Annotated in this window: 25 protein-coding genes and 1 pseudogene; 6 read left to right on the top strand and 20 right to left on the bottom strand. The window is 58.4% G+C overall.

Annotation, left to right across the window (positions count from 1 at the left end; translation table 11 throughout):
- Nucleotides 1-625: 625 nt before the first annotated feature.
- The gene (locus JOE39_RS20290; protein WP_046266607.1) at nt 626-1,780 is read right to left on the bottom strand and encodes an aminotransferase class V-fold PLP-dependent enzyme; all 1,155 of its coding nucleotides are present in this window, start codon (nt 1,778-1,780) and stop codon (nt 626-628) included.
- 254 nt (nt 1,781-2,034) lie between these two features.
- Here JOE39_RS20290 and JOE39_RS20285 point away from each other — a divergent pair, with 254 nt between their 5' ends.
- Nucleotides 2,035-2,505 carry an Lrp/AsnC family transcriptional regulator gene (locus JOE39_RS20285; RefSeq protein ID WP_003339996.1) on the top strand — a complete coding sequence of 157 codons (471 nt, stop codon included), beginning with the start codon at nt 2,035-2,037 and terminating at the stop codon, nt 2,503-2,505.
- An 83-nt stretch (nt 2,506-2,588) separates the two neighbouring features.
- Nucleotides 2,589-2,837, top strand: a complete 249-nt coding sequence (locus JOE39_RS20280; protein ID WP_003339994.1) for a hypothetical protein — start codon at nt 2,589-2,591, stop codon at nt 2,835-2,837.
- On the opposite strand, the gene JOE39_RS20275 is transcribed toward JOE39_RS20280, so the two are convergent.
- From JOE39_RS20275 to JOE39_RS20260, 4 genes are all read right to left on the bottom strand, one after another.
- The gene (locus JOE39_RS20275; protein WP_080341364.1) at nt 2,762-3,325 is read right to left on the bottom strand and encodes a DUF4411 family protein; all 564 of its coding nucleotides are present in this window, start codon (nt 3,323-3,325) and stop codon (nt 2,762-2,764) included. The genes JOE39_RS20280 and JOE39_RS20275 overlap by 76 nt on opposite strands.
- Nucleotides 3,322-4,458, bottom strand: a complete 1,137-nt coding sequence (locus JOE39_RS20270; protein WP_209995202.1) for an XRE family transcriptional regulator — start codon at nt 4,456-4,458, stop codon at nt 3,322-3,324. Before JOE39_RS20270 ends, JOE39_RS20275 begins: the two co-directional genes overlap by 4 nt.
- Nucleotides 4,459-4,691: 233 nt before the next feature.
- On the bottom strand, nt 4,692-5,366 hold the full coding sequence (locus JOE39_RS20265) for an HAD family hydrolase (RefSeq protein WP_003437275.1): 675 nt from the start codon (nt 5,364-5,366) through the stop codon (nt 4,692-4,694).
- A gap of 228 nt (nt 5,367-5,594) precedes the next feature.
- Nucleotides 5,595-6,416 (bottom strand): helix-turn-helix transcriptional regulator, encoded by an 822-nt coding sequence (locus tag JOE39_RS20260; protein WP_010408189.1) that lies wholly within the window; start codon nt 6,414-6,416, stop codon nt 5,595-5,597.
- A gap of 97 nt (nt 6,417-6,513) precedes the next feature.
- Between JOE39_RS20260 and JOE39_RS20255 the strand changes: the two genes are divergently transcribed.
- Nucleotides 6,514-7,401 carry an SDR family oxidoreductase gene (locus JOE39_RS20255; RefSeq protein ID WP_010408188.1) on the top strand — a complete coding sequence of 296 codons (888 nt, stop codon included), beginning with the start codon at nt 6,514-6,516 and terminating at the stop codon, nt 7,399-7,401.
- Between the two features lie 147 nt (nt 7,402-7,548).
- On the opposite strand, the gene JOE39_RS20250 is transcribed toward JOE39_RS20255, so the two are convergent.
- From JOE39_RS20250 to JOE39_RS20225, 6 genes and pseudogenes are all read right to left on the bottom strand, one after another.
- Complete coding sequence (locus JOE39_RS20250) at nt 7,549-7,848, bottom strand: hypothetical protein (protein WP_004403637.1); 300 nt, start codon at nt 7,846-7,848, stop codon at nt 7,549-7,551.
- A 129-nt stretch (nt 7,849-7,977) separates the two neighbouring features.
- Complete coding sequence (locus tag JOE39_RS20245) at nt 7,978-8,343, bottom strand: histone-like nucleoid-structuring protein, MvaT/MvaU family (RefSeq protein WP_003318143.1); 366 nt, start codon at nt 8,341-8,343, stop codon at nt 7,978-7,980.
- Between the two features lie 328 nt (nt 8,344-8,671).
- On the bottom strand, nt 8,672-9,112 hold the full coding sequence (locus JOE39_RS20240) for a DUF805 domain-containing protein (protein ID WP_003437268.1): 441 nt from the start codon (nt 9,110-9,112) through the stop codon (nt 8,672-8,674).
- A 16-nt stretch (nt 9,113-9,128) separates the two neighbouring features.
- Nucleotides 9,129-9,485, bottom strand: a complete 357-nt coding sequence (locus JOE39_RS20235) for a DUF4190 domain-containing protein (RefSeq protein ID WP_003318145.1) — start codon at nt 9,483-9,485, stop codon at nt 9,129-9,131.
- Between the two features lie 300 nt (nt 9,486-9,785).
- Nucleotides 9,786-10,192, bottom strand: a pseudogene (locus tag JOE39_RS26585) (calcium-binding protein); the annotation flags it as partial.
- A 407-nt stretch (nt 10,193-10,599) separates the two neighbouring features.
- Complete coding sequence (locus JOE39_RS20225; protein ID WP_096113003.1) at nt 10,600-11,457, bottom strand: sugar phosphate isomerase/epimerase family protein; 858 nt, start codon at nt 11,455-11,457, stop codon at nt 10,600-10,602.
- 111 nt (nt 11,458-11,568) lie between these two features.
- On the opposite strand from JOE39_RS20225, the gene JOE39_RS20220 reads away from it, so the two are divergent.
- Both JOE39_RS20220 and JOE39_RS20215 read left to right on the top strand, forming a co-directional pair.
- A complete protein-coding gene (locus JOE39_RS20220; RefSeq protein WP_003425731.1) occupies nt 11,569-12,483 on the top strand; it encodes a LysR family transcriptional regulator in 915 nt (304 codons plus the stop codon).
- Between the two features lie 100 nt (nt 12,484-12,583).
- Nucleotides 12,584-12,832: a hypothetical protein gene (locus JOE39_RS20215; protein WP_003318146.1), complete on the top strand. Its 249-nt coding sequence runs from the start codon at nt 12,584-12,586 to the stop codon at nt 12,830-12,832.
- A 33-nt stretch (nt 12,833-12,865) separates the two neighbouring features.
- Here JOE39_RS20215 and deoC read toward each other — a convergent pair whose 3' ends face one another.
- Nucleotides 12,866-13,546, bottom strand: coding sequence for a deoxyribose-phosphate aldolase (gene deoC, locus JOE39_RS20210; protein WP_024692686.1), 681 nt, complete (start codon nt 13,544-13,546; stop codon nt 12,866-12,868).
- Nucleotides 13,547-13,648: 102 nt separating this feature from the next.
- Between deoC and deoR the strand changes: the two genes are divergently transcribed.
- Nucleotides 13,649-14,419, top strand: coding sequence for a DNA-binding transcriptional repressor DeoR (deoR, locus tag JOE39_RS20205; protein WP_003425726.1), 771 nt, complete (start codon nt 13,649-13,651; stop codon nt 14,417-14,419).
- Nucleotides 14,420-14,424: 5 nt separating this feature from the next.
- Here deoR and JOE39_RS20200 read toward each other — a convergent pair whose 3' ends face one another.
- The 8 genes from JOE39_RS20200 to JOE39_RS20165 all read right to left on the bottom strand — a co-directional run bounded on the left by JOE39_RS20200 (nt 14,425) and on the right by JOE39_RS20165 (nt 22,562).
- Nucleotides 14,425-15,492, bottom strand: coding sequence for an aldose 1-epimerase family protein (locus tag JOE39_RS20200; protein WP_210078351.1), 1,068 nt, complete (start codon nt 15,490-15,492; stop codon nt 14,425-14,427).
- On the bottom strand, nt 15,489-16,820 hold the full coding sequence (fucP, locus tag JOE39_RS20195; RefSeq protein WP_003437258.1) for an L-fucose:H+ symporter permease: 1,332 nt from the start codon (nt 16,818-16,820) through the stop codon (nt 15,489-15,491). The genes JOE39_RS20200 and fucP overlap by 4 nt, the downstream gene beginning before the upstream one ends.
- Before the next feature lie 29 nt (nt 16,821-16,849).
- Nucleotides 16,850-17,776: a ribokinase gene (rbsK, locus tag JOE39_RS20190; RefSeq protein ID WP_063313230.1), complete on the bottom strand. Its 927-nt coding sequence runs from the start codon at nt 17,774-17,776 to the stop codon at nt 16,850-16,852.
- A 443-nt stretch (nt 17,777-18,219) separates the two neighbouring features.
- On the bottom strand, nt 18,220-18,990 hold the full coding sequence (locus JOE39_RS20185; RefSeq protein WP_057407509.1) for an SDR family NAD(P)-dependent oxidoreductase: 771 nt from the start codon (nt 18,988-18,990) through the stop codon (nt 18,220-18,222).
- A 59-nt stretch (nt 18,991-19,049) separates the two neighbouring features.
- Nucleotides 19,050-19,814, bottom strand: a complete 765-nt coding sequence (locus JOE39_RS20180; RefSeq protein ID WP_210078353.1) for a hypothetical protein — start codon at nt 19,812-19,814, stop codon at nt 19,050-19,052.
- Nucleotides 19,815-19,956: 142 nt separating this feature from the next.
- A complete protein-coding gene (locus JOE39_RS20175; RefSeq protein WP_016566852.1) occupies nt 19,957-20,292 on the bottom strand; it encodes a hypothetical protein in 336 nt (111 codons plus the stop codon).
- Between the two features lie 198 nt (nt 20,293-20,490).
- Nucleotides 20,491-21,645 (bottom strand): epoxide hydrolase, encoded by a 1,155-nt coding sequence (locus JOE39_RS20170; protein ID WP_210078355.1) that lies wholly within the window; start codon nt 21,643-21,645, stop codon nt 20,491-20,493.
- Entirely contained in the window at nt 21,642-22,562 is a 921-nt protein-coding gene (locus JOE39_RS20165; protein WP_210078357.1) for an NmrA family NAD(P)-binding protein, read from the bottom strand. The genes JOE39_RS20170 and JOE39_RS20165 overlap by 4 nt, the downstream gene beginning before the upstream one ends.
- Nucleotides 22,563-22,642: the final 80 nt, after the last annotated feature.

Raw genomic sequence — 22,642 nt, 5'->3', positions numbered from 1 at the left:
AATGAAACCACTTAAAACAAAGTGTCGGACACTCTTTATAGGTCGACCGTCTTTTAATTAAAAACAACTCCGTGCGTACTTATTACGCGCACGGGCGCACACGATCCTGATTCATCACCAGAACACTAAGGCACACGCGAAATGTCTTAAGTCCAGACGTGCAGGGCCGTCGAATAACAACGCGCAGATCGGGACAAGGGTGAAGCGACCGTGCAGGCATCGCTTGAGGCAGGTGATGCCCAAGGTGTGGATTGCCAACGTAACGGTGGTCTGACGCAAGACTGATAGGGCACAGCTAGATTCCTTTCCTGGCGGGAAGCGAGACTTGTGGTCTGCCCCCTGCACTGTTTATGGACGCTCTGACGTCCGTTAACTGCACTTTGGTGCGTGTAGGCACCCCATGAATGCAGCGCGCACCATTGGTTTATGGCACGACCGTTCCACTAGAAAGAACTGTGCCAATTTGTGTCTTTTTGTATCCGGAGGGGTACATTTTCATCTGGAGACGAGTATTTGCGGCTGCAAGGCGCAGTCGCTGACCCAGGCGGGTATCAACTCGGCAGATTGGCGCGGGTGCGTCGGGAGAGGGCAGCCCGTGATTCGGGCGGCTTGTAGGTGTCGTGAGTTACCAGAACGCAGCAGGTGCGCTGAGCGCCTTGCTGAACACCTCAATGGCGCGTTCGACATCTGCCTGCGTGGTGTAGCGGCCAAGGCTGACGCGCACGCTGGCCAGGGCCTTGGCGGAGTCCATGCCCAGAGCAAGCAGCACATGCGAGGGTGCATTGCTGGCCGAATTGCACGCGGACGTCGAGGACAACGCCAGGCTGTGGGACAACTGGGCGCTGGTGAAGCCGCTGCGGGTGATGCACAGGTTCAGGGTGTGCGGTATGCGTTGTTGCGGACAGCCATTGAGTTGCACATCCGGCAGACTCAACAGGCCTTCGCGCAGGTGACGACTCAGCGCTTCGATACGACGGTTTTCGGTTTCGGCCTGGCTGATCGCCAAGGCAAAGGCTGTCCCCATGCCGACGATCTGATGGGTGGCCAACGTGCCCGAACGAAAGCCGCCTTCATGTCCGCCGCCGTGGATCTGCGCTTTCAACAGTGAATGCGCACGCGGGCCCACGTACAGGGCGCCAATGCCCTTGGGGCCGTAGGCCTTGTGCGCCGAGAACGACATCAGGTCGACGGCCAGACTCGACAGATCGACCTTCACCTTGCCGACGCCCTGCGCAGCGTCCACATGAAACAGCGCACCGTGCTCGCGCACCAAGGCGCCGATGCTGGCGATATCGGTCAGTGTACCCAGCTCATTGTTCACCAGCATCAGCGACACCAGCAGCGTGTCTTCGCGCAAGGCAGCCTGTACCGCGTGAGGCTGGATCAGGCCTTGGGCGTCCGGTTTCAGCCAGGTGACGGGAAAACCCTGACGCTCCAGCGTGCTGACGGTGTCGAGCACGGCCTTGTGTTCCAGGACGCTGGTGATGATGTGGCGGCGTTGCGCGCTGGCATCCTGGGCGATGCCCTTGATCGCCAGGTTGTTGGACTCGGTAGCGCCGGAGGTCCAGACAATGGTATCGACAGGCGCACCCACCGCATCGGCCACCTGCGCGCGTGCCTGTTCAACGGCCTGCCGCGCCACCTGCCCATAACCGTGCCCGCTGGAAGCCGGATTACCGAAATGACCTTCGCGCCCCATGCAGGCAACCATGGCTTCGATGACCTGCTCATCGACAGGTGTGGTGGCGGCGTAATCCAGATAGAGCGCAGAAGTGGTCATGGGCAATTCGCTTTGTAATCGAGTCAAAATCAAGGGCTGGCATAACCAGACCGACTGCTTGAAAGATTACTGATCCGCGCGCGAAAAATTATTGATATTTGCACGGGCATGGACAACCAATGCGAAAAATTATTCGCTTTCACTTGGATTTATACGATTAAAAATTCTAGGATACTGCTTCAGACGCAGAATCGCAGCCAGACACCCATCGTTCCTCACGATCAGTGTAGAGCGACTAACGCAGGAAACCGCTAATGGACAAGTTCGACCGGGCAATCCTCGACATCCTGCAAACCGACTGCACCCGTTCGGTGGCGGACATCGCCGAGCGTATCGGCCTGGGCAGTACCGCGTGCTGGCGACGTATCCAAAAGCTGGAAGAGGCCGGCATCATCGACCGCCGGGTCGCGCTGCTCAATCCGCAACGGCTGAACGTGTCAGTCAGCGTCTTCGCCGCCATCCGCACCAACCAGCACAACGCCGCCTGGCTCGAACAGTTTCACGCCGCCGTCGGCGAGCTGCCTGAAGTGGTCGAGTGCTACCGCATGGCAGGCGACACCGACTACATGCTGCGCATCGTGGTGGCCGACATCGCAGGGTACGACGAGGTGTACAAGCAACTGATCAGCATCCCCGGCATCAGCGACGTGAGCTCCAGCTTCGCCATGGAACAGATCAAATTCACCACCGGCCTGCCCTTGCACTACGCATCGTTTGGCGGCTGAGCGCAGCCACGCTCATCGATTGAATCGAACCCTCAGCCCGATGCCACGTCCACTTTCTTTGGCAAACGAAAAAGGTGGCTGACATGACAACCGATCACATACTCACAGACAGCGTGCCCAAAGAAGACCCCGCCAGCCCGCAACTCGGCCAGTACGACCGCGAAGCAGACCCGGTCCTCGCCATGAACGCGAACAGACCCGGTGTCGGCCCGAAAAAAGGCGACGAGGTGAAGAAGCGTACGGAACACGACGAGACTTACGATGAAGGTGAGCTGGAAGTGGACGACGCCGACAGCGTCTCGGATGAGGGCGGCGGCACTCTGCCGGGCTGAGGGAGCACAAATATGGCGCTGAGGTGGTGTAACAGCTCAAACGTGTTCATGTAAGGGACGTTGAGCTGTTCACAGAGGTTGGGGATGATGAATTTCCGCCTTGCATCCATATTGCGTACTTCATGGGTAACGACAGTAGCTCCAGAGGTCAGAGCTTTGGCGATCAGCCATGGATCAGCGCCCCTTAAAAACTCTTCCATTGCCCCTGTCTTCATACCCTGGGCTTGAGCGACTAACGTTACAACCTTCACAAAAGCGGTTTGGGTATCTTCATCCGAAACGCCCCAAAAGAAGCTCGAATTATCGATCGTCCACACGGCCAGTTCATCATGGCCTTTGGTGAGTTCATCTTTGACAGGCTCTATGCTCGCTAAAGAAAAAGCCTGATTTTGAAGCAACAACCATTGCCAGTATGCCGGGCATATTCTCATGCCGTAGTAACGGTTCTTGGCTTCAATCAGCGTATTGGAGTCGAGAAAATACTTCACAGCGTTACTGTCTGCGCCAGCGTTCTCAACTTGGCAGGCTGTATGCCGAGCAAGTTGCCTGCTTCACGCAACAGCATTCGTCCACTCATGGCCTCGATCAGGACGGCTCTGCTAAGACGGGTGCTGTTTTTGGCAGTTGCATTCCGGTAGTAATTACCGGCACCGCCTTTCTCCTCCTGAAATGCTTTCAGTACCCTTTGGTAATACGTTCCGTACTGCTCTTGCGTTACAAAGCCCAGGTCGAGGGCTCGGCGACCTATAACGAGTTTGCTGACGTGGAATCGCGTAGCAAGCTGGGCTAGATTGCTTTCCCATTCCACAGCGGTATCCCACAGGGTACGAAAAAGTGCTTCGGGAACAAGAAACTCTCCGGCTACCGCATTGCAGAAACGCTCGTCCTCTCGGCCGTTGGCAGTGCCTGCGTCAGAGACACCACTGCTGCCAATCCAGATATGTGCAAGCTCATGCATCAATGTGAACAAGCGAGCCGTTGGAGCATCAGAGCTGTTGATAAATACCAAAGGTGCCAGCGGATTGCTGATGGCGAAGCCCCGAAACTCGCTGACTTCCAGTTTGCGATGGGTATTGCCCAGCGCAATACCGCTGCGCATCACAAGCACACCGGCCGCTTCTGCGGCATCGATCAAAGCACGGCTGTACCTGTCATGATCGAGACGGGATTTTTCTGGATCGACGTCGAGGGTCCGGCGAATATCGTCCACAACCGCCTTCACAGCCGATCGGCTGTCAAAGCGGCCTACGAACGAAAGCGGCTTTTGCTCATGGTTGTGGAGATACTCCAGATACCAGTCCTGCTTTCGAATGGCATCTTTCATAGTATCCAGAAGCTCCAGACTTGGCCGCAGGGGGGCCAAGTTGCCGACCGTGCGAAGGTCTGGCAGCGGGAGCAGCTCAACAGGCGGTTGCAGAAGGAAAAGGAAGCCAAATGGAACGTGCGCGACGCTCGCCCACTTTTGCGCCTGAAGAAAAGTCGGTTTCGCCTCACCCGCTTCCCATTCCACGACCCGCTCAGGTTTCACCGGAAGCTTTCTGGCGACCTGTGCGGCAGACAAGCCTGCACGCTCGCGGGACCACGTGAGGATGCTGGGATTAACAAACGCGGGTTGGCTCATGGCGGATTAGGAATATCAAAAAGGGCTGTAGCGAGCTGATCCATATGCAGGCTGACGGGCATTGCCTTCTCCTTGGCGATGACGCGCACCGCAGGCTGCGGCGCATGTCCGTACATTATGGGCTGACAACGCCACGGTCAATGACGGCGGCATCGCGTTAAGGCAGCCATGATGAACCTGATAATCGGGAGCGTGTAGGTAAGTAATTACTTCATTTACCTACCCGGCATCATTCAAGGCCGCGAAGCAATCTCGTCCAGATGATTCAGCAGATCCAGCGGGTCTTCATACACCCTCAACGCGCCAGCACGCTCAAGTTCGCCAATGTCGTAGCCACCCGACAGCAGGCCGACGCCGGTTGCCTTACAGCGACGCGCCGCCAGCATGTCCCAGATCGCATCGCCGATCACCAGACACTCGTCGATCGGAGCGTTTATCTTCTTTGCAGCCGCCAGGAACAGGTCGGGGTCAGGCTTGCCGTAGCTCACGTCATCGCGCGTAACGATGTTGATCTTGTTGATGTCCAGTTTCAGCGCTTTGAGGTTGATCGTCGCCGTATCGATCCCGCCGCTGGTGGCGATGCACCACTTGAGGTTTTCCTTGTCGAGCGTCTCCAGCAACTCGACGGCGCCGGGCAAGGCGATGATCTGTCCTTGCAGCCGCTCGTAAGCCTGAGCATGTTTCTCGCTGAGCCGTTCGGCTTGTTCTTCGCTGATGTTCAAGCCGGTTTCACGCGACAGTGATTTCAACATCAGCCCGCCGCTCATGCCGATCTTGCGGTGAATACGCCACATCGCAAGCGGGATCTTTTCTGCATCCAGCGCTTCTTTCCAGGCGGCGACGTTTTGATAAACGCTGTCGGTCAGCGTGCCGTCCAGGTCGAAGATGAAGGAAGTCTGGGGTCTCATAGGGTTACTCTTTTTGAATGCGGATTGACCATCTGGCGAGGTCCGGAGCGTTGTGAGTCGATACCTGTTCGGCGGTACCGGGGGGCTTCAATACGGCGTTGCCAAATGGCGGGAAAGGGTTGGTTTTTTGAGGTCACACACTTTCGAGTACGTGATGGAATGGCGGTTCGATCTTTCGGGCGGGAGGGCGATCTGGTAGCAGAAAAGCCTGATGGTTCTAAAGCCGCATTAACGCTGTATGTAACCCTCCACCAGCGCCTGAACCCGCGCCGCGTCATCCTCGGTGACCGGGTTATAAACAATCATCGACAGATCGGGCCGGCCATCCACTGCGAACCCCGAATACTCCAGTTCAATCAGCCCATGAACCGGATGCCGCAGGCGCTTGGTGCCTTCGCCCTGTGAACGCACATCGTTGTCGCGCCACAACGCAGCAAAATCGGCGCTGAGCGTGCAGAGTTCGTCAGCAAGTTCGCGGAGTTCCGAGGCAGCACCGGCACGGGTCGCGTCGGCTCTGAATGCGGCGACGATAAAGCGCGCGACGGCCTGCCAGTCGTCCTGCTTTGCACGCGTGCCAGCGTTGCAAAACATCAGGCGCAGGATGTTGCGCTGCTCTACGGGCAGCAGGCTGTAGTCAGTAAATACAGCTGCCGCAGCGTTGTTCCAGGCCAGAACATCCCAAGTGGCAGTCTTGATAAAAGCAGGGCTGAACGCGAGCGTATCCAGAATGCGCTGCAAGCGCGGCGATACGCCTTCGGGCGCGCTGTAGACCACTTCGGGCAGGTGACCAAAAGCGAGCATGAACAGGTGTTGCCGCTCGGGCTCGGTCATCAGGAGACTTTGCGCGATCCGGTCCAGAACCTGAGCAGAAGGCGCGCCACCGCGCCCTTGTTCCAGCCACGTGTACCACGTCGCGCTGATATTGGCGCGCTGGGCAACTTCTTCACGACGCAAGCCTGGCGTGCGTCGACGCGTGGTGGAAAGCCCCAGACTCGCAGGGTCCAGACGCGCCCGACAGTCCTTCAAATACGTTCCAAGCGGGTTGGCCATGATGATCCTGTTGGTTTTTATACCCTGATAACGTCACGTCTTTTACGGGATAAACGTTACGCGCACTCTGCCGACTTCAGCAAAGAGAGATTTGACTATGCGCGTATTTATAACCGGCGCCACAGGCTTTATTGGCACTCGCGTCACTGGGGAACTGATCAACGCAGGCCATCAGGTAGTAGGTCTGACACGTTCGCAAGAGGGGGCTCAAGCTCTGCTTGCCATGGGAGCCGAACCGCATCGCGGTGATATCGAAGACCTGTCCGGCCTTCAGCGTGGCGTAGAGCAGTGCGACGCGGTGATTCACACGGCGTTTGATCACAACTTCGCGCACTTCGTCGCCAACTGCCAGAAAGACGCTCGCGTCATCGACGCATTGGGTTCTGCACTGGCAGGCTCCGAGCGACCACTGGTTATCACCTCCAGCACGGCGATGGGCTCGTCAGCACCTGGGCAGTCCGCAGACGAAGATCATTTCGACCCGGCGCACCCCAACCCTCGCGTCGCATCGGAACTCGCCGGGCAGGCGCTGTTGCAACGCGGCGTCAACATAGTCGTGATGCGACTCTCGCAGATTCATAACCCGGCCAAACAAGGCTTGGTCAGCGAAGTCATCAAACAGGCGCAGGAAAAAGGCTGCTCGGCCTATATCGACCAAGGCCTCAATCAGTGGTCTGCAGCGCATCTTGAAGACACGGCGCGCCTGTATCGTCTGGCTCTGGAGAAACATCAGCCTGGGGCTCGTTATCACGCGACGGCCGAATCAGGCATTACTTTCCGCCTGATTGCCGAAACCGTCGGAGAACATCTCGGCCTGCCCACGTTGGCAATGCCCGCCCATGAAGCCGCCGCACACTTTGGCTGGCTGTCGACATTTGTGGCCAAGGACATGAGCAGCCTGAATCACAAGACACGCGAGCGCTTGGGATGGCAGCCCAAGGGCCCAAGTTTGATTGAGGACTTGGGAAGGTTTTTGAAGGGATAGCGTTTGCGGGCGGAGCAACTCTGCAATTGCAGATGACCATCGTGCCAATGCTCCGCGTTGGCATGCAGCTCGTGACGCTCTGCGTCACAAAGCTACAGTCTGGCAAGGCAGCCTAAGGGCCTAAGGAATCGCGTGTAATCAAAGTGATTACTGGTGAGTGTCCGCATTCTCAGCCGGATAAAACTCGCCCTGGCTCCCCATTCTTTCCAATCTATCGCGAACGAGTGCTTCGACGTTGGCTACTGCAGCCTTATCGTCGGGGTCGACCAGTTGCAGGCACAGGCGCCGGGCGTTCTGATCGTGGGTGCCCTCGCTGAGCATGTCGTGGGTAGGGACTTGTTTGCCACGCCACAGACATAGCTCGGTATGAGTACCGCCGAGCCATATTTCGTTGACTGATCTGAGGTCAGTGGAAGCCAGTTGGTCCACAGTGATCGTCTTGTCCATTGCGCTGTACCTTTTCAGTGAGTCGATACAGGTCAGACGAACAGCCGCCGCGGATCGTTCCCGGCGTCGGCTGTTCAACAGCGCCAACGGTGAAGAGTCGACGCCCTGAATCAATCGACAGGCAAGGCTTTACTTCTTTAGCCAACCCTCGACAACATCGGAACCATGCTCCGCTTTCCACTCCTTCAGAATCTTGTGATTCCCACCCTTGGTCTCGATCACTTCACCGGTTTTCGGGTTCTTATAAACCTTGAGTTCACGCGGTTTGCGTTTGCCCGCAGGTTTTTCAACGGTCTGGCCACGGGAAGAGCTCTGTGGGTCCAGCAGATTGATGATGTGCTTCAGGCTGAAACCATATTGCTCAAGTAGCTTGCGCAGCTTGGTTTCGAACTCGATCTCCTTCTTGAGCCCTTGGTCGCCTTTCATTGCTTCCAATGCCTGGAGTTGCTCGGCGAGATGTTTTTCCAGCTGGCGGAATTCTGCGAGTTTGGACATGGTGTTTTCCTCATAATCAGGTGTGCGTAGTTATTGAGAGAGATCATACCCGTTACAAGTTCAGCCTATTTTCCTCAGAGGCGCGTTGCCTTCTAATACGCTGTAGTGACACGATAAGCCGGATTGCCGGGGCTTCCGGTTATTTTCAGAAAATGCGATTTCACGAGCGCAGAATCAACAGCGATTTTGGTCTATCCGCGTTGCAAGCTCGAGGGAGGTTTTGATTGGCCTATTTGCTGACGCAGTAAACAGTGGTTCCGTCTATTCGCTGCGCGGCAGCGAAAAGCCTGTGAAGACGTGGCCGAACGACCACATCTTCACACTGGCTTTATTTAGGACTTGGCCCAAAACGGTTCGGTCCTGGATGACCTTCCTGAATCAGGAACACAAGGTTGGCAATCGGTACCAGCAGCCACCAGCCACTGCGATCCGTGTCGTGCAACCTGCGAACACCCACCGCGATACCTGGGACCAACACGGCCAGGGAGTAAAGGTTAGCGATAATGCCGCCATCCCCGATCAACCCACCGATAAAGCCGAGGACAATCGAGATCAAGATGTTGAACAGAAAGAACATCCAGTATTCTTTTCTGCGTGCCCTGCCCGTGAACACCGCGTATTTTTTCAGAACTTCTGTATACCAGCTCCACGCAGGCGGGTTATCGGTGCTCGCACTGGCTGGCGAAATAACCAACTGCGGAGCCCCGCAGTGCGGACACGTACCAGCGTCATCACTGATTTCCTTTGCACAACCACGACAAAATACCATCTCATTCTTCCCTAAATCAGTTAGCTATTAATCCAAAAAATATCAGCAGCGATACTGCTGACAAGACAGTGCCTGCTATCGCTATTCCGTTTCCCGGCAACTTTTTGTTGATGCTGATGACGCCCAGAACCAGTCCGGCTATCGAGCACATGCCGAGCCCGACGACGGTATCCAGATCCCATTCACCATCGTCGAACAGCGCCAGCGAGCAGAGGATGCCCAGCACCAGAGAGACGATAGCCATCCACGGAGAGCCAGTTTGTTGTAGCTGTTTCGCGGGAGTTGCAGAGACCTGACTGGCGCCACATTGCGGGCAGTTGAGTGCCGTTTCATGTATTTCCTTTGCGCAGCCACGACAGAAGACCATCGCCATTTTATTTCCTTATATCGAGTAGCTTTCAGACCACCAGCCAGCGATTGAACACCCGCAAAGTCTGGGTTAAAAGGTTTGTATTGCCAAGAATTAGTTAGTTTTATTTACAATTTTGGCGACTGCGCAACGTTTTGAGGTGTTTTGCAGTCAGTTATTTACGTTGGCGTGTTGCATCAGCCGAAATGGGAGCGCCTGTTCCAGGTTTCAGTGGGCTTTCGTGTCTGGCACGAAAGCAGGCAACTAAAGGTGAGGCGAGCGGTTCAGGCGCTGTCAGTTCACGAGGTCAACGGCGTTGCCCTCAGTGCTGGCGTTGAGCTCATTGGCATGGTTGCCACTGAGCAGAATTTCAAAGCGGTTACCGTTGGCATCGGCTTCTAATGATTTAAGTGCGGAGGCATCGCCGGCGAGGTTGAGAACCACCTTCAGCGTACCGTCGTAGCCGTTACCCAGCCCGGTGAAGCCCAGTGCGGACACGTTGATCATGTCATGACCGTTGCCATTGAAGTCGGTGGGCTGTAGCTGCCACTGGCATCGTTGCGGTAGCTGTCGCTGAGCTGGGTATACACGAAGGTGTCGGCACCCGCGCCGCCGCTCAGGGTGTCCCCGCCTGCGCCGCCGAATAACCGATCATTGCCCGCACCCGCTTCGACTGTGCCGCGGCCAGCGCCGGCTCTGAGCGTTTCACTGCCGTCGGTGCCCACCAGCTGTGGTGTGACGCCAGCAATGCGGTCTCGTGATAGCAGTGGGCCTTATCCGACGAAGGTGCAATAAGCGGCGGGTTTGAAGTACGCCGTTACGCGGCAGCCGTTAGTGTTGAGGAAGAATACGGCTGGGCTCAGGCATCACTCCAACCGTAATCGAGCTACTTGCCCATGGCAAAGGCTGCGTGAGTGGCCAAAGATTCCTGGATTCGCGCAATCAGTGCTTCTTCATCTGGATAGAAGAACCGTTGTCGGGATTTTGTGTAGTGCCCTGATCTTTATTCGATGTGTCAAAACACCCTGAGAGACCTGCCGACAAGAAAGCGGCAAGGCAAATTATCTGGAGATGGCTCATGACGTGCTCCATGGTTGATGATCGAAGTGAGGCGACGAAGACTGGGACGTCGCGCCTATCACTGACTGAACAGGCACATAGTGCTTTCAAACGCTCGATTGGCCATGGCCTCAAGGGGAAGCTTGCGGTGGGTGTCTGACAGCACTTCCAACCCCCACGGGCCCTCATAACCTGCAGCTTGAACCGCGTTGATAAAAGCCGGGATGTCGAAGGTCCCATCGCCCGGCAGGACACGTTTATGAATGGTGTCCATCCACAGCGGCTCGATGGGGTACTTGTGCGCATCGTTCAGCTCGACCGACTTTATGAACCGGGCCGGGATTCGGGCGATTTCACTGAAGTCGATACCGCCACGTTGCAGGTGCCAGATATCGAGTAGCAGACCTCCATTGGGCTGATCAGCGCCTTCCACAATCGCCAAGGCAGTGTCGATGGTGCGCACGTTACTGAACGGCATGATTTCCAGGACTATATTGGAACCGACCGCGGCAGCTTCCTGACAGAGCAAAGTGAACTCCTTGACCATGAGATCAATGTCCGTCAGGTCTTCTCCTATCCCAGGGCCGATTTTGATTGAGCGAACGCCCAAGGCTTCAGCTGCTTCGAGTAGTTCTCGGCGAACTTTGTCTGACTGGCGTCGACGCTCGCCTGAGTGGTACCAGTCCACCAGGAATTCCAGTTCAATATGCTCGATACCGTTCTGCTTCAGGATGGTTTTCATCGCCGGGTAACCGATCTCATCCAGCGTCGCCATCATGCCGTTGTGCACCAAGCCGATACCCTTGAAGCCAGCCTGGCCCGCCGCCTCCATACGATCTCTGAAGGAAAAAGGGCTCACTTCTGTAGGGCCCATCGGGTAAACGTCACCGGCAATAGTCCAGTAGGCTGCGAGAAGTTCTACGTGTTGATGGGTCATTGCTTTTTCTGCCTCTCAATCTGTTCTGAATAACTTGGTAACCAGACTAAGGTAGAGCTTTGCTACGATAAACCCGTAATCAGTCCTAACAGAGTAGAGCTGGAGTTGATAATGCCTCAGGTTGAACAGGCTTTGAGCGGAGTTGTTATTTTCGTTACAGCGGCAAGAGCCGGAAGCTTTACTTCAGCCGCCGACCGGCTGGGCATAACCAAATCAGCAGTGGGCAAGAGCATCGCCAAGCTGGAAGAAAGGCTGGGTTGCAAACTTTTTCATCGATCCACTCGCAGCTTGGGGCTCACCGTTGACGGAGAGGCTTACTTCGCAAGCTGCTCATTAGCCGTGGATGAAGTTCTCGCTGCTGAAGCATTTCTGACGAGCAACCAGAAGACGCCTGGCGGGCGCCTGCGAATCGATCTGCCCGCCGCCTATGGACGTAGCGTCGTTCTTCCGGTGTTACTGGATATCCTTGAAGCCAATCCCGGCCTCAAGTTGACGGTGACGTTTAACGATAGCGTGATCGATCTGATTGAAGAGGGTGTCGATCTCAGTATTCGATTCGGGGCGCTCAAAGACACAAGCGGCCTGGTCGCGAGGCGCCTGGCTGTACAGAAGCAGATCATCTGCGCTGCGCCTCGTTATATTCAAAAGCACGGCTACCCGGAGTCTCCCGAAGACCTTCAGCAGCACCGCTGTATCGTCAACTATCGTAGAGGCCAGCGGGTAAGCTGGACGGTCCTGGATGAAAGCGGCGAGCTCGCGCGGATCACTCCACCGGGTACCCATGAGGTCGGCGACGGGGATGCGATCATTGCCATGGCTGCGGCCGGTCAGGGGATCTGTCAGATGCCCGGCTCTTTGATCCGCGATCATCTAAAGGATGGCAGGCTGGTTCCCGTCCTGGAGAAATACCACCCGGATGACGTGGCCATCCACGCAGTCTGGCCTCAGACGCGGCACCTGCAGCCGAAGGTAAGACGTGTCGTGGATGAGCTTGTTGCCCGGGCCGAGAGGGGTGACCTGAGCTGATCCTGTCGGGCGACTGGACGTTCGCAGCCCGCTCAAACCCGACTGAACTGTGGAGCCCTCGCGGGGACTGAACTTAACACCCCTTTAAGGAGCCAGCCCCATGAACAGCGATCAACTCAATCAATACGACGCCGAGCGCCTTCACCAGCGCGTAGCGGCCGAACTGGGCATTACTGCCGAAGAACTGACCACCTGGATGATCAACGATATCGAACGCGTGACCGAGGGCGGCAAGGATGTCGGGCACATGGTGGTCTTCCGCGAGTCGACCCCTGCGCAGGTTCTCGACAGGGTTCAGCACAAGCAAAGCCATTTCACGGCCATGACCGGTGTGATCGATCTGAGCTAAGTGCAGCGGGCTTTGAGGTCAAAGCCCGCAGACTCAATAGCCCGCCCCCGCACCCGCGCCTGTCACGATCGCAATCCCGGAACTGGTGCCCAGGCGTGTTGCGCCAGCTTCGATCATGGCTCTGGCCGTGGCCACGTCACGCACCCCGCCAGACGCCTTGACGCCGATGTCAGGGCCTACCACACGGCGCATCAGCGCCACATCCTCAAGCGTCGCGCCACTGCGGCTGAAGCCGGTGGAGGTCTTGACGAATGCCACGCCCAAGTCGCGGCAGATCTCGCAGGCGCGCACCTTCTGCGCCTCATCGAGCAGGCAGGTCTCCAGGATCACCTTGAGCGGCACGCTGCCACAGGCCTGCAGCACCGCAGCGATATCGTCGCGGACCTCGTCGAACAGGCCGTCCTTGAGCCAGCCGATGTTCAGCACCATGTCGATTTCCTGAGCGCCAGCGGCGATCGTCAGGGCTGCTTCCGACGCCTTGCTGGCACTCAGCCCGGCGCCCAGCGGAAAGCCGACCACCGCACAGACCTTCACGGCAGACCCGGCCAGTTGTCGAGCGGCAAAAGGCACCTGGCTGGAGTTCACGCACACCGAGTAGAAGCCGTGTTCCCGGGCTTCGAGGCAAAGTGTGGCAATCTGCTCTCGGCTGGCGTCTGCCGCCAACAAGGTGTGATCGATGGCCTGGGCCAGTGCAGCGGGTTCTAGCGAATTCATCAAGGGATTCCTGTCATCAGTAAAAACACTTGGGTGGATACCCATAAGTTAAAAAATTAACACTTGGTGTTACTCTAGCGACACCACTAACGGATTGCCGAGATGCCCATGGACGTCAAGAAAACCGACCGCATCAAACAGATTCAACAGGCCCTGCAAGATCAGAAAGCCATCCATCTGCGGGAGATGGCGGCGCTGCTTGAGGTGTCCGAAATGACCTTGCGCCGCGACCTCAGCCGGCACCCCGAGCAATTACGGCTGCTGGGTGGCTACATCACTCGCGCCCACGATGATCCTGAGCCGGGGGACTACCGGGTCAGCGAGCAGGGCACCCGCCATGTCGAGGAGAAGCGCCGCATCGGCAAGCTGGCCGCCACTTTCATCCGGCCCGGCGACACCGTGTTTTTCGACTGCGGTACGACGATCCCCTTCGTGGTCGACTTCATCCCCGACGAGCTGGAGTTCACCGCGGTGTGCAACTCGCTCAACGTGCTGCTCAAGCTGCAGCAGAAACCCAACTGCAGCATCGTCTTGTGCGGTGGCATCTTCCACCGCAAGAACCAGGTGTTCGAGAGCCATGCCGAAACCAGCATCCTCGATGGCGTGCGCCTGACCTGGGCGTTTGTCTCGGCGGCCGGGGTCAGCCTGGACTGCGGTGTCACCTGCTTCAATTTCCACGAGGTGGAGGTCAAGCAGAAAGTCATGCGCCAGGCCCGGCAAAGCCTGCTGCTGGCCGATCACTCCAAATTCGACGCCGTACGCACTGCGCACTTCGGTGCCTTGAGCGATTTCCATTGCGTGGTCAGCGACAAGAAAATCCCGCGTAGCTACCGCGAGGCCATCGAGGCCGGCGGCGCGCAGCTGGTGCTCTAGATGCATCACGGTTGCAGCGCCCGGCGTTCGGGTGCGTTCAGGTAACCGGTGGTCACGCTGAACTCGGCGCTGGCACCGGGCGCGAGGCTGCGCACGTTGCCTTTGGCGAGTTCGGCGCGGTAGCCCTCCGGTTCGCAGGTGGCCGGCAAGATGAAGGCCGCCACCTGCTGATCGGTGTTATGCAGGATCCAGCGCGCGGCATGTTCAAATTGCCGCGGGCTGTAGCGGGTGTAGAACGCCGCGCCGTCGGGATGTTCGAGGAAGAAATGCGCCTGTCCCTGAGCGTCGCTGCGCACGTCATCGAAGAAGCAGACGATCTCCGGGTCATACAGCGCGGGCGAGTCGAGCACCTCAAGGCGGGGCGGGTCCTGGCTGAGCTCGGCGATATAGGCGTTCCAGGCTGGGGTCGGCCGCACATGGGCCGGCACGCTGGCGCGTACCCGTGTGCGCTCGCAGCCCAGGGGCTGGGTGAGGCGCGCGCCGTCGACGTAGGCGTAGTTCATGTGCGCCATGTACATCAGGTCCATGGCCTTACCGGCCAGATTGACCACCTGCATGCCGATCTCGAACAGCCCGCTGGCCGGGCGCAGGGTCACGCTCGGGCTGGCCCGGTAATGGTCGCCGAAACCCTGCACGTATTCGTAAGTGCCGCCGAGGCGCAGATAAGCGCCGTGCTCGTCTTCGCCTGCCTGTAGCCAGGCATCGTCCATCGGCGCGCAGGGCATTTCGCCGTGCAGCGCATGATCATCCTCGGGCCCCGGGCAACCGTTGCGCAGCAGGCCGCTGTGAAACATGAAACAGCCGTAGGTGCCGATCACGCTGGCACTGGGCCGCGGCTGGGCGAACATATTGAGCATGGTCAAATCAACGCCGTCGAATTCGGCCGACCAGATCATTTGCCCCTGCCAGGGCAGGATCACCAGCTTGCCGCGACTGTTTTCCAGTGACAGCGCCTTGACCCCGCTGGGGTAGGTCCAGGCACGCACGCTGAAATTCGCGGATTCGAGCAGCAGCCGGCTGGTCTGGTCCCAGAGCTGAGGGTAGAGCGGCAGGCGTAACGCTTCGCTACTCATTGCGCCACCGCCGTGGCCGAGCCACCCAGCACCGGTTGCGGCTGACGCATGCAATACACTGCGTACATCACGATGGCCACGAAGCACAGCAGCGGCACGCTGTAGGCAATCTGCATGTTGCCGCCATTGGCATCGCTGAGCAGACCCTGGAAGATCGGCATCACGCCACCGCCAACAATGCTCATCACCAGCAACGAGCCGCCGACACCGGTGTCCTCGCCGAGCCCGTCAATGGTCAGACCATAGATGGTCGGCCAGCAAGGCCCGAGAAACACACTGACCCCCACGGCGGCATACACCGCGGTGATGTTCGGCACCAGGATGGTGTAGGCCAGCAGCGCGATGCACAGCACGCCATACACCGCGAGAACTTTGGCCGGGTGCATTTTGCGCATCAGCAGGTTGGCGATCATCTTGCCGATAAAATAGGCGGCAAAGGTGGTCAGCAGGAACCACGAGGCACTGCGCTCGTTCATCCCGCCCATTTGCATGGCCAGGCGAATGGTGAAGCTCCACACCCCGACCTGCGCGCCAACGTAGAGAAACTGCGCCAGTACACCGAAGCAGAAGCGCGGATTGCGCCGCAGGCGGCCGAGGCTCTGGCCGATGCTCGCCCGCGGTTCGCTGACGGTGCCGTTGCCCTTGCACGCCGGGAAGCGGGTGATGGCGATCAGAATGAACATCAATATGAGTACCGCGATCATCCATTTGTACGGCAGCAGGGTCGACTGGATCATTTGCAATTGCTGCGCCGCCGCCTCACTGGCGCTCATCTGGGCCAACTGTTCGCGCGTGGCGTCGGTGTCCTTGAACATCACGAAGCTGCCGACGTACACACCGGTCATAGCGCCGAACGGGTGGAAGGTCTGCGAGATGTTCAGGCGCCGTGTGCCGGTTTCCCGCGGCCCCATCAGTGTCGAATAGGTGTTGCACGCGGTCTCGAGAAACGACAGGCCGGCGGCGATGACGAACAGTGCCATCAGGAACATGCCGTACTTGGCGGTCGACGCCGCTGGAAAGAACAGGGCGCAGCCGAACAGGTACAGCATCAGGCCGATGAGGATGGTGGTCTTGTAGCTGAAGCGGCGCACCACCAGTGCGGCCGGAATGGCGACGAAAAAGTAGCCCAGATAGAACGCCGACTGGACGAAAGCGGTCTGGAAGTCGCTGAGCAGGAAGGCCTTCTTGAAGTGCGCGATGAGTACATCGTTCATGCTCGCGGCCGCCGCCCACAGGGCGAAGATGCTGCAGAGCAGGATGAAGGCGAACCACGGCGTACGGTTCAGGTAGAACCCGTCCGGGGTTTGTTGCAGCGCAGGCTTATTCATTATTGTTCTCCGCGAGATGCTGGTGAGTGTCAGTTGGTCGATGCATCGAGGAAGCGCGCAAACGTGGGCGCATCGGGGTAAGAAGATTGCGTGCCGAGGCCGGTGACCGAGCAGGCCGAGTAGGCCACCGCCTGGTGCATGGCCTGGCGAATATTGCCGTCCTCGCTCCAGTGCCGGGCGAAGCAGCCAATGAAGGCGTCACCGGCGCCGGTGGTGTCACGCGCCTGAACCTTGACCCCTGGCACCTGCCACTCGCCTTCGGCGCCGACGTACAGCGCCCCTTGTTCGCCCAGGGTGACGATGACGTGGCGTACGCCCAGCGCAACCAATTGGCGGGCAGCCTGAGCCGCTTCCTCGGCGCACGTCACCGGCTGACCGCTGATCAGAGCCAGCTCGCTCTCGTTGGGGATCAGGAAATCCAGCTGCGCCAGGTGCTCGCGGCTCAGGCCGGCCAAGGCCGGCGCCGGATTGAGCAGCACCGGGATGGCATGCCGGTGAGCGAAGGCGATGGCGTGGTAAACGGTCGCCAGCTCGACTTCCAGTTGCAGCACGATCAATGCGCAATCGCGCAGCTGTGCCTCGGCGCGGTCGATATCGGCCGGGCTCAGGTGGGCATTGGCGCCTTTGACGATGAGGATGCTGTTATGGGAGTTCTCCTGGACGAAGATCGGCGCCACGCCGCTCGACACGCCCGGCACCCGTTCAACGAAGCGCGTATCAATGCCCAACCGTTGAAAATTGGCCAAGGTGGTATCGGCGAAAGCATCGTCGCCGACCTTGCTGAGCATCAGCACGTCGGCACCCAGCAGCGCAGCGGCGGCGGCCTGATTGGCGCCTTTGCCACCGCACCCCATGGCAAAACGCGGTGCTTCGAGCGTTTCGCCCTGGGCAGGCATGCGTTCGATGTAAGTGATCAGATCGACCATGTTGCTGCCGATGACTGCAATCTTGCTCATTGTTATTTTGACCTCACCAGCGCCGACGGATGCCTCAGCGGCTTTATTTATGTTATTTAAATAACATTTTCTGTGAGGATTCAATCTTTATTTTTTGATGTGAGCGCGCGCTATCAAAACGCCTGCAAGGCGTTTCGGTGGCGGTTCCGGATCAGAGGCAGGGAAATCGAGCGACTGCCTTCGCCGCCTTATTGCGGTTTGAATCCGGCAATGTCTTTCTCTGGATGCTCAACGTTCTGTCTATTCCAGCCACAATCCGCTCGTCTTTTTGTATGCATGATTTCGAGGACAAACAGAGTACAAAGGGCATAGCAGTGACGCTGCTTTACCTTGGTTTTCGTGTTTCACGGGGTTGTGACCAAAATGCATGCTTTGGGCGATAACAGCCCGTCAGACGGGCCTGACCAGACTTACAGCCCTCTCACTTTCGCAAATGAAATAAGTCACCAGACAATCGGCTTATCGTCCCAGTCCCAAAAGGTCCCGCTGTCGGCCGGTCCATGCGCGCCCACCACCTCAATGATGCGATCCGCCGAGAAAGCCGGTTCGAACAGTTGGCCTTCGGGCACATTCGCCTGGAATGGCTGAGACAGCTCCGTGTCAGTCGTGCCTGGGTGTATTGCCAGGACAGTAGAGGCCGGATTCAGGCGTTTCAATTCGATACTGGCCGTGTGCAGCAACTGGTTGAGCGCTGCTTTGCTGGCTCTGTAGCTGTACCAACCACCCAGTCGGTTATCGCCAATAGAGCCAACCCTCGCGGAGAGCGCCGCGAAGGTAGAAGGTTGTTTGCGCAATAGCGGGAGTAGGTGTTTGAGCAGCAGAATCGGTGCAAAGGTGTTGGTCGCGAAACTCGCTTGCAGGCTCTCAAGTGTCAGTTGTGCCAGGCCCTTTTCTGCTTTCGCACCGTCCTGATGAAGGATGCCAAGCGTACTGATGACAAGGTGCAGATGATGACATCCATCCAGCGTCTCGCTCGCGAGTGCTTCGAGGGATTGTTCATTGCGCGCGTCGCAGTCGACGCGTTTGATGCGTTGGCCATATTGCTCTGCAAGCGTTGCCAGCTCTTTGGAGCTGCTGGCTTGTCGCGCGACCGCCCATACCTGAGCCACATCATCGCGAGCAAGCAACGCCGCGCACAGTGCCAAGCCAATACCTCGGCTGGCCCCGCATATCAGCACGTTAGCCTCGCTGTTCAGTTCGGGTATCAAACTCATAAGGCACCTTGAGGAGCATGGTTGAAGTGTTTTTTGACTTCTTTGAGGCAACTATAGCCCTACCGCCTCGCCAACAACCGCGCCAACCCAGCCGTCACCACGACCGCCAGCAAAACGGCAGCCGCGATAGACAGAAGCGCGCCCCATTGCAAGATGGAGTACCTGAGGGTCAGGTAGAAACTCACCACCCCGACCGCGCCAATGGCATTGCCACGGATTATCGCCGCCAGTTCATAACGCCCGCCTTGCACGTGGACGAACACTACAAGCGGCCAGGCGATCACCGGGATCGGCGCGAGCAGCCCACTGACCACAGGCCCGAGCCAGGTGGCGCTTGCGGTAATCGCCAGCAGCAGAAGGGTAGCCGTCAGCATTCGCATCGGAATGACCCAGCGCGGCAGTGCAACGTATGACGCTACGTCCGGCGGTGTCTGTTTCGAGGTGGCAACGATGATCAGCGCAACCATCAGCAGCGTGAACATGATCGACAGCGCCAGTAAGCCCGACAGGTTCATCAAAAAGGCCGTTGCGCCATACACCGCCAGGGCCAGGACGCATCCCGTCAGCGCTGAAACGTGTCGAGTGACCAGGAAATAAAACAGGTACGTCGCCTGAATCGCCGCCAGCCCGGCCAGTGCGCCGGGCACCGCCATCGAGGCGAATTCGGTGCCTTGCTCGAGGCTGAGAAACAGCATGACCAGCGCCGAAGTCATCGGCAGGCCGGAAAGCAGCCCTGCCACGCCGGTGCCCCAGCGCCTGGCCGCCAATGAGATGGCCAGCATGAGCGCGGGGGTGATGAGTAACTTGAGGTAGAAGGCCGTCATGCAGAAAACTTCACATCCGAAGGTGGGCTGAATGCTAAACCTTTTGGCGGTGGGTAACGATGTATGTCAGCGCTTACTCCATCGCTCGATAGCCAGAAACAGAAAAGCCCGGCGAACCGGGCTTTCTGAAAACGGGCAGTGCTTATTTAGCGGTCTTCAGCTTGATCACATCACCAGAAACGGTGGTGGTGTAGCCGTTCAGGACCCAGGCCCAGAACCACTTCTCCTGCACTTGGGTATTGATCAGCGCATCGCCACCCTTAGCCTGAATGGCGCTGTTCTGCGCACGAACGAAACGGTCGTTCTGACGAATCGGGATCAGACCGAACAGCATCAGGCCGGTGGCGCTTGCTTCACTGTGACCTACGACGGTGTATTGGCTGCTGTCGTATTGCGGGGTTTTCATAGGGGTGCCGGTGCAACCTGCCAGAACCAGACCACATACTGCTGCGGCGACAACTTTACTAACTGACTTCACGATAAAACTCCATGGAAAACGCCCGGATCCAAATCTCGGGCGGCGGTACTTTACTCGTCGGGTTCATGCTTGAGGTAATTTTTTGAAATTGCCTCACAGCGCGCTCACGACCGAGCATCCGCCAACTCCGAGAGTGGCTGTTTTCCAGTTGTAGCGGGGCGCTCCACCTCCGAGATACTCAGTACGCCTGCAAAGGTATCAACGCAGCAGGCGGAAGGTCTCACGCACATGCTCGGTGAGCGTTTTCGGGTTTTCCATGGCCGCGAAGTGGCCGCCGTGCTCGGCTTCCGTGAAGAACCGCAGATCGTCGAAACGCGCCTGCGCCCAGCGCCGTGACAGGCGCAGCAGCTCGCCCGGAAACATGCTCACGCCCGCAGGTATAGGCATCGCAGGGGCAGGGCCTTGCTGTTGCATTTCGCGCATCCCTTCCCAATAGAAACGGATCGAGCTGGGGCCGGCATTGGGCAGCCAGTACAGCATGATGTCGTCGATCAGCGCATCGAGCTCGATGACCCGCTCAGGCTCGCCGCCGCTGTCGGAGGCATCCTGAAACAGCGCATACACCCACGCCGCCAGGCCAACGGGCGAATCCGACAGGGCGAAGCCTACTGACTGCGGCCGGGTGCTGTGCACTTTCATGTAACCGGAAAGCTCTCGGTCGTAGCGCTGCGCATCGGCCAACATGCGCTGTTCTTCAGGCGTGGCCTGGGCGATTTCCGCCTCGGTGGCTTGGTACATCACCATGTTCAGGTGAATGCCGATCAGGCCAGGCGGGCGCATGTGCCCAAGGGCGGTGGTCACGGCCGCGCCCCAATCCCCACCCTGAGCGGCCCAGCGCTGGCCATAGCCCAAACGCTCCATCAACTGCGCCCAGGCCGCCGCCGTTTTGCCCACGCCCCAGCCTGTAGAACGCGGCTTATCACTGAAACCAAAGCCCGGTAGCGCCGGGATCACCAAATGGAACGCATCACTGGCCTGCCCACCATGGGCGACAGGGTCGGTGAGTGGCCCGATCATCTTCCTGAACTCAAGAATCGAGCCCGGCCAACCGTGGGTCATCAGCAAGGGCAAGGGGTCAGGATGAGGCGAGCGAATGTGCAGAAAGTGAATACCAAGCCCGTCGATCTCGACCCGGCTGCTGTTCCAGTGGTTGAGCTGGGCTTCGGTGGCCCGCCAGTCATAGCCATTACGCCAGCGCTCGACCAGCGCGCGCAGTCGCTCGAGCCGTGGTCCCTGACTGTTGTCGGAGACCGTTTCAGGATCAGGCCAGCGGGTTTGCGCCAGGCGCTGAGCCAGATCGTCGAGTTGCACCTGGGGGATTTGAAGGGGAAAGGGCTCGATAAGGTAGGTCATTGGTTGCTCCCTTGCACATGGGTACGGGCCAGCGTGTCACGCACGGATGCCCATTCACGTTGACCATAGCGGTCGTTATCCAGATTGAGCAGCTTGCCGCGCCCGCTCATCATGTCGCACAGGTATTGCATGCCCTGCCAGGCCGGGAACGGCTTGTCGCTGGCAGGCGTGAGCGCACGCACCACGCCGATAAGCGTGGACAGCGTGCCGATATTGCTGGGGCGCAGGGTACGGTAGCGCTGCCCGGTCAACTCAGTGAGGAGGCTGGCGATCTGCGCAGGCGACAGACTGTTACCGGCAATGCGCAGAAAGCGCGGCGTGTGAGAATCCAGCGCGGCATCGGCGGTGAAGGCGGCTACGTCGTCCTTGGCCGTGAAGTCCAGCGGCTGTTGTGCATCACCAAAATGCAGCACCCGGCGCCCAGGCAGCACGATCGGCGCATCGCCTTCGAGCAGCTCCAGAAAACCACCGTTGAGGATAGAGGTCACGTTGATGTCGGCCGCATCGAGCTGGGTAACGAAGCGTCGCCGAAGGTCCAGGTTGCGGTTATCGCCAGGCCGGGTACGGGTGTAGTCGAGCGAATAATCAGAGGGAATAAACCTGGGCACGCCAGCGGCTACCGCAGCCTCCAACAGCCTGCCCTGCTGCCCGATGATCACCTCTTCCAGGCCGTTGAGTGTAGACACCACACAACCCGAACCGGCAATGGCACGGCGCAGGCCCTGAGCGTCATCCAGTGAAACAGGCGTGATCGTCGTGGTGCTGTTGCGCAGGCCATTCAGCCTGGCTGGTTCAGTGCCCGGTCGAACCAGGGCTATGACATGGGCACCGCGCTCTGCCAAGGCCCGAACGACGCGGTGGCCCAGATCTCCCGTAGCGCCAGCAACCACGATGGGTAAAGCAGTCGCGTGATTCACAAAGCGCTTCCTTGGTCGTTATGAATAGGTAGAAACGGCGTTTACCTGCTTCTATTTAACTGAACGTTACCGTTTAGTTG

The sequence above is a fragment of the Pseudomonas sp. PvP100 genome, assembly GCF_017833055.1.
Taxonomy (GTDB): domain Bacteria; phylum Pseudomonadota; class Gammaproteobacteria; order Pseudomonadales; family Pseudomonadaceae; genus Aquipseudomonas; species Aquipseudomonas syringae.
This window is presented reverse-complemented; position numbering and strand designations above follow the sequence as displayed.